Source organism: Massilibacteroides sp., from assembly GCF_028705895.1.
Taxonomy (GTDB): Bacteria; Bacteroidota; Bacteroidia; order Bacteroidales; family Tannerellaceae; genus Massilibacteroides.
The window spans coordinates 1-4956 of record NZ_JAQWCQ010000102.1 but is presented as its reverse complement, the minus strand read 5'-3'; the positions used below and the strand labels follow the sequence as shown (position 1 = coordinate 4956).

Sequence of the window (4956 nt, the reverse complement as noted above, 5' to 3'; positions counted from 1 at the left end):
AGCCATGAAAATGAAAAGGCATACCGTACCATTTAAACTGGATAGTAGAAATTAGGTGTAGTGTCTAAACAAAAACAAAAGACACTGAAAATCATTCGTTTTCGAAAATAAACCGTCAAAGTCAGGACCTCTTTAAATATATATTCCAGAAAAAAACCAAAGTGTACCAAATGTGACATCTTTGAAGGATACCGGCCTCCTATCTTTGCTCAAAAGGATAGGAGGTCTTTTTTGTTTTACCGTAGTATTTTCCTTTTTCCATATATATGGAAAAACTTTTCGACAGTTGTGGTAAAGTTTTTCGACAACTGTCAAACAACTTTACGACCTATATGGGAACAAAGAAGAATCAGGGAGAAAAGAGAAAAAGATCTTTAAGAGTTCAATGAAAAACTTAGTCATAAACCAATAAAAAGGAATTATCATGAACATGTTTTGTTATCAATGCCAGGAAACAGCGAAAGGAACGGGTTGTTCTATTATGGGTGTATGTGGAAAAACACCGGAAGTATCTAATATGCAAGACTTACTGCTCTTTGTAGCTCGCGGTATAGCGGTCTATAATGACGCGTTAAGGAAACTTGGGAAAGCGTCTTCTGTAGCAGATAAATTTATCGTCGATGCGCTGTTTATCAGCATCACAAATGCTAATTTCGATCTTGAGGCAATCAAAAACAAAGTAAAAGAAGGATTAGTTCTTAAGGCGGAAATGACTACGGAATTAGGTGAAACCGACAGACAGTTTCCCGATGAATGCACATGGAATGGTGACGAATCCGAGTTCATGGATAAAGCCTTGGAAGTAGGTGTATTACGCACTCCGAATGAAGACATTCGTTCTCTGAAGGAACTGATTCACTACGGATTGAAGGGGATGGCTGCGTATGCCGAACACGCTTACAATTTGGACAAGACCGATGATGCCATTTTTATGTTTATGCAAAAGGCTTTATCGGAAATCACGCGTGAAGATATTTCTGCTGATGAATTAGTAGCCTTAGCTCTTGAAACAGGAAAATACGGAGTTCAGGCAATGGCTTTACTTGATGCGGCAAATACCGGTCGTTATGGTAATCCGGAGATTACTCAGGTGAATATCGGAGTTGGCAAGAATCCGGGTATTCTGATCAGCGGACATGATCTTCGGGATATTGAGGAGTTATTACAGCAAACAGAGAGTACCGGAATAGATGTCTATACGCATAGTGAAATGCTTCCGGCGCATTACTATCCACATTTGAAGAAATACAAACATTTAGTTGGTAATTATGGTGGTGCCTGGTGGCAACAAAAAGAAGATTTCGAGTCTTTTAACGGGCCTGTTCTTTTTACGACCAATTGTATTGTTCCTCCTTCAAAAAATGCAAGCTACAAACATCGGATATTTACAACAGGGGCAGCCGGATTAGATGGCGCAATGCATATTGCGGAACGTAAGAACGGACAACAAAAAGATTTTTCTCCTATTATTGAAATGGCCAAACAGTGTCAGGCGCCTCGTGAAATAGAGAACGGCAGCATCACCGGAGGATTTGCTCACGCCCAGGTATTAGCATTGGCTGATAAAGTAGTAGAAGCGGTTAAGTCGGGAGCTATTAAGAAGTTTTTCGTTATGGCCGGTTGCGATGGACGAATGAGCAAACGTAATTATTATACCGACTTTGCTCAGGCATTACCCAATGACACCGTTATCCTGACAGCAGGTTGCGCCAAATACAGATATAACAAATTGCCATTAGGCGACATCGGTGGTATTCCACGCGTATTGGATGCCGGGCAATGCAACGACAGTTATTCATTGGCCGTAATTGCTCTTAAATTAAAGGAAGTGTTTGGATTGGAAGACATTAACCAATTACCTATAGCCTTCAATATTGCCTGGTACGAACAAAAAGCAGTAATCGTTTTATTGGCTCTTTTGCACTTAGGCGTAAAAAACATCCACCTCGGTCCCACGCTGCCTGGATTTCTTTCCCCTAACGTGGCAAAAGTATTGGTGGAAAACTTCGGTATCGCAGGTATTTCTACTGTAGAAGAAGACATTGAAATGTTTATGGCCGTATAAACTTCTAAGGTAAATTTATTCGAGAAACTCGTTATTCCGTTTTAAATCTGGGATAACGAGTTTTTTGTATTCTTCAGGAAACACTTGGTTTTAAGTTTTTATCGTGTAATTTTGTCATTCATGAGCCTATTGTTTTGATGATCTAATTATACTCTAAAAATATGAAAAAACAACATCCCTTTATTAAATGCAGTCCGGTTGTATTGATACCTTTTGTCGTAGCGTGTAACCATAATAGTAATAAAGCAGAAGTGAAGAAAACGCCCAATGTGATTATTATTTGTGCGGACGATATTGGTTATGGAGACCTTAGTTGTAATGGAGAACGAACTATCCTTACTCCTCATGTAGATAGGTTGGCCAATACAGGGCTTCGTTTCACGGATGCACATGCTGTTGCTGCTACAAGTACTCCGTCACGCTACTCACTACTTACGGGGCATTATGCCTGGAGAAGAAATGATACGGGAATTGCAACAGGAGACGCAGGGATGATTATCCGGCCAGAACAAACAACAATAGGAGACGCATTCAGAAATGCGGGATACACCACCGGAGCCATCGGGAAATGGCATTTAGGTCTTGGTACAGAACAAGGAACTCAGGATTGGAATGGCTTTATTACTCCCGGACCAGAAGATATCGGCTTTGATTACTCCTATATTATGGCTGCAACAGGAGACCGCGTTCCTTGTGTTTTTGTAGAAAATCAGCGAGTTGTGAATCTTGATCCGAACGATCCGATAGCTGTCAGCTATAAAGAACCATTTCAAGGAGAACCACTCGGGAAAGATCATCCGGAAATGCTGACGGTATTAAAACCAAGTCACGGACACGATATGGCAATTGTAAACGGAGTTTCCCGTATCGGATATATGAAAGGAGGAAAACAAGCGTTATGGAAAGATGAAAACATAGCCGACAGCATCACAAATAAGGCTGTGCAGTTCATTGAAAAGAATCTTGACAAACCTTTCTTCCTGTATTTTGCGACCAACGACATCCATGTTCCCCGCGTTCCCCATCCTCGTTTCGCAGGGAAAAGTGGTATGGGACCACGAGGAGATGCTATACTGGAGTTTGATTGGAGTGTAGGGCAGATCATTTCCACTCTTGAAAAAAACGGTTTAACAGAAAACACCCTCATAATTTTAAGCAGTGATAACGGTCCGGTTGTTGATGACGGATATCAGGATCAGGCCGTTGAACTATTAGGTGAACATCGTCCATGGGGCGATTTCCGCGGAGGCAAATACAGTAACTTTGAAGCGGGAACACGCGTTCCCTTTATTGTCAATTGCCCTGGAAAGGTAAAAGAAGGCGTTTCCGATGCACTTGTTTCACATATCGACATTTTCGCCTCATTAGCAAAATTGATCGGTGCAGAATTAACACCAGAAGCTGCTATCGATAGCAAGAACTATATAGAAACTTTCTTAGGCAAAGAGCAAAAAGGACGAGAGTATATTGTTGAACAAGCCGGTGCATTATCTATCTCAACTAAAGAGTGGAAGTATATCTCCCCAAGTAATGGAGGTGTTTTTAACAAAAACACGAATACCGAGTTAGGAAACAGCAAAGAGCCTCAACTATATAATTTATTAAAAGACAAAGGAGAAAAGAATAATGTAGCCAAAGAATATCCAGACAAAACAGAACAACTTAAAGCTATTTTAGAGGGAGAACGCAACAACAAATAAAAGGGGCTCTCCTTGTTTTAGTTTACAGAAGCAGGAACACATCCCAAAATCATTCAGACAGGGAGGTCGCGATATAGTTAAACCTCCCTCCTGGTGCCGTATCACCATTGACGTACCAATCCATAGGATCTTCGTTCACCCAATTATCGCACCATTTAAACTCCAGATTTAATCGATCCGGATCAAGACTCAAGGCTTTTAAAGGAACGGAAATCATCATCTGATTTATATCAACATAAAATTTAACATCAATGTATTTTATCCATTTACCCTCTTTGTATAATTCACAATATTTTCCATCGATTACCCGATAATCATATCCATTCCATCCTGTCAGAAAAGAACGATCCGAATTAATATAAAGCGTCATCCAATTTTCCCCCGCAGAGGTTATAATAGGTTCTTTCGTTTTCGCCAGAAAGTAAATAAACTGATTATCCCTTGCTACTTTTAATGTCATAAAATCGTTTCTTCCCGTCTCGTTTACATAAGAGTATGACGGAGAGGACAAAGCACTTGGATGATTTCTTTTTAAAACATCGCCTGTATAATCCGTGTACCTTGGAAACACATCATCCCAATCGTTCCTTTTTTTTATTGTTTTCTTTTGGCTAAGCAACTGCAAAGGTGGAGTCCCTTTATAACGTCTGATATTATTTACCATTTGCATATAATAATGATCTTTTAATCCGGCTGTTAATGTCGGCTCAATATCCCGACTATATTCAGGGCTTGCCTGATCACAAAACCATGAATGTTCAGGATTACTGTCGTGACTTGGCCATTTTCCGGCAATCCATTCATTCCAACCGGTAATAAAAACAAAAGGAGGATTTTCTCGTAAGGCAACATCCCATTGTTCCTGAAAATTATACCCATATAGAATATCGTCATTAATATTCTCCGAGTTTTTACCATTCCTAAAACTACGTCCTCAATTATCTTTATTTCCATAGAAAGCCGACCCTCCCATTCCTGCGGTAGGATTGGGATGTTGAGCAACTGAAACATTGATTATCTCTTTTTCTCCTCTATCATTTTTATATACTTTTTCACTACTGACTGACTAAAATTTGCATAAAAAAAGGCTACTCCCTTTCGGTTTCGCCTTAGGTGTGTAATTTTGTTGTTCCACCAATAAAAATTACCACATGGGCAAAAGTAGTGATAAAAGATTAGTCGGTCAGCCGA

Annotated in this window: 4 protein-coding genes; 2 read left to right on the top strand and 2 right to left on the bottom strand. The window is 39.9% G+C overall.

Features of this window, described 5'->3' with window-relative positions; translation table 11 throughout:
* The first annotated feature begins 424 nt into the window (after positions 1-424).
* Positions 425-2065, top strand: coding sequence for a hydroxylamine reductase (gene hcp, locus PHT93_RS14995; protein WP_300244563.1), 1641 nt, complete (start codon positions 425-427; stop codon positions 2063-2065).
* A 161-nt stretch (positions 2066-2226) separates the two neighbouring features.
* Positions 2227-3765, top strand: a complete 1539-nt coding sequence (locus PHT93_RS14990) for an arylsulfatase (RefSeq protein ID WP_300244562.1) — start codon at positions 2227-2229, stop codon at positions 3763-3765.
* Between the two features lie 49 nt (positions 3766-3814).
* Here the strand turns inward: PHT93_RS14990 and PHT93_RS14985 are convergent, their stop codons facing one another.
* Both PHT93_RS14985 and PHT93_RS14980 read right to left on the bottom strand, forming a co-directional pair.
* A complete protein-coding gene (locus PHT93_RS14985; RefSeq protein WP_300244559.1) occupies positions 3815-4435 on the bottom strand; it encodes a hypothetical protein in 621 nt (206 codons plus the stop codon).
* Positions 4436-4461: 26 nt separating this feature from the next.
* On the bottom strand, positions 4462-4776 hold the full coding sequence (locus tag PHT93_RS14980; RefSeq protein WP_300244556.1) for a hypothetical protein: 315 nt from the start codon (positions 4774-4776) through the stop codon (positions 4462-4464).
* Positions 4777-4956: the final 180 nt, after the last annotated feature.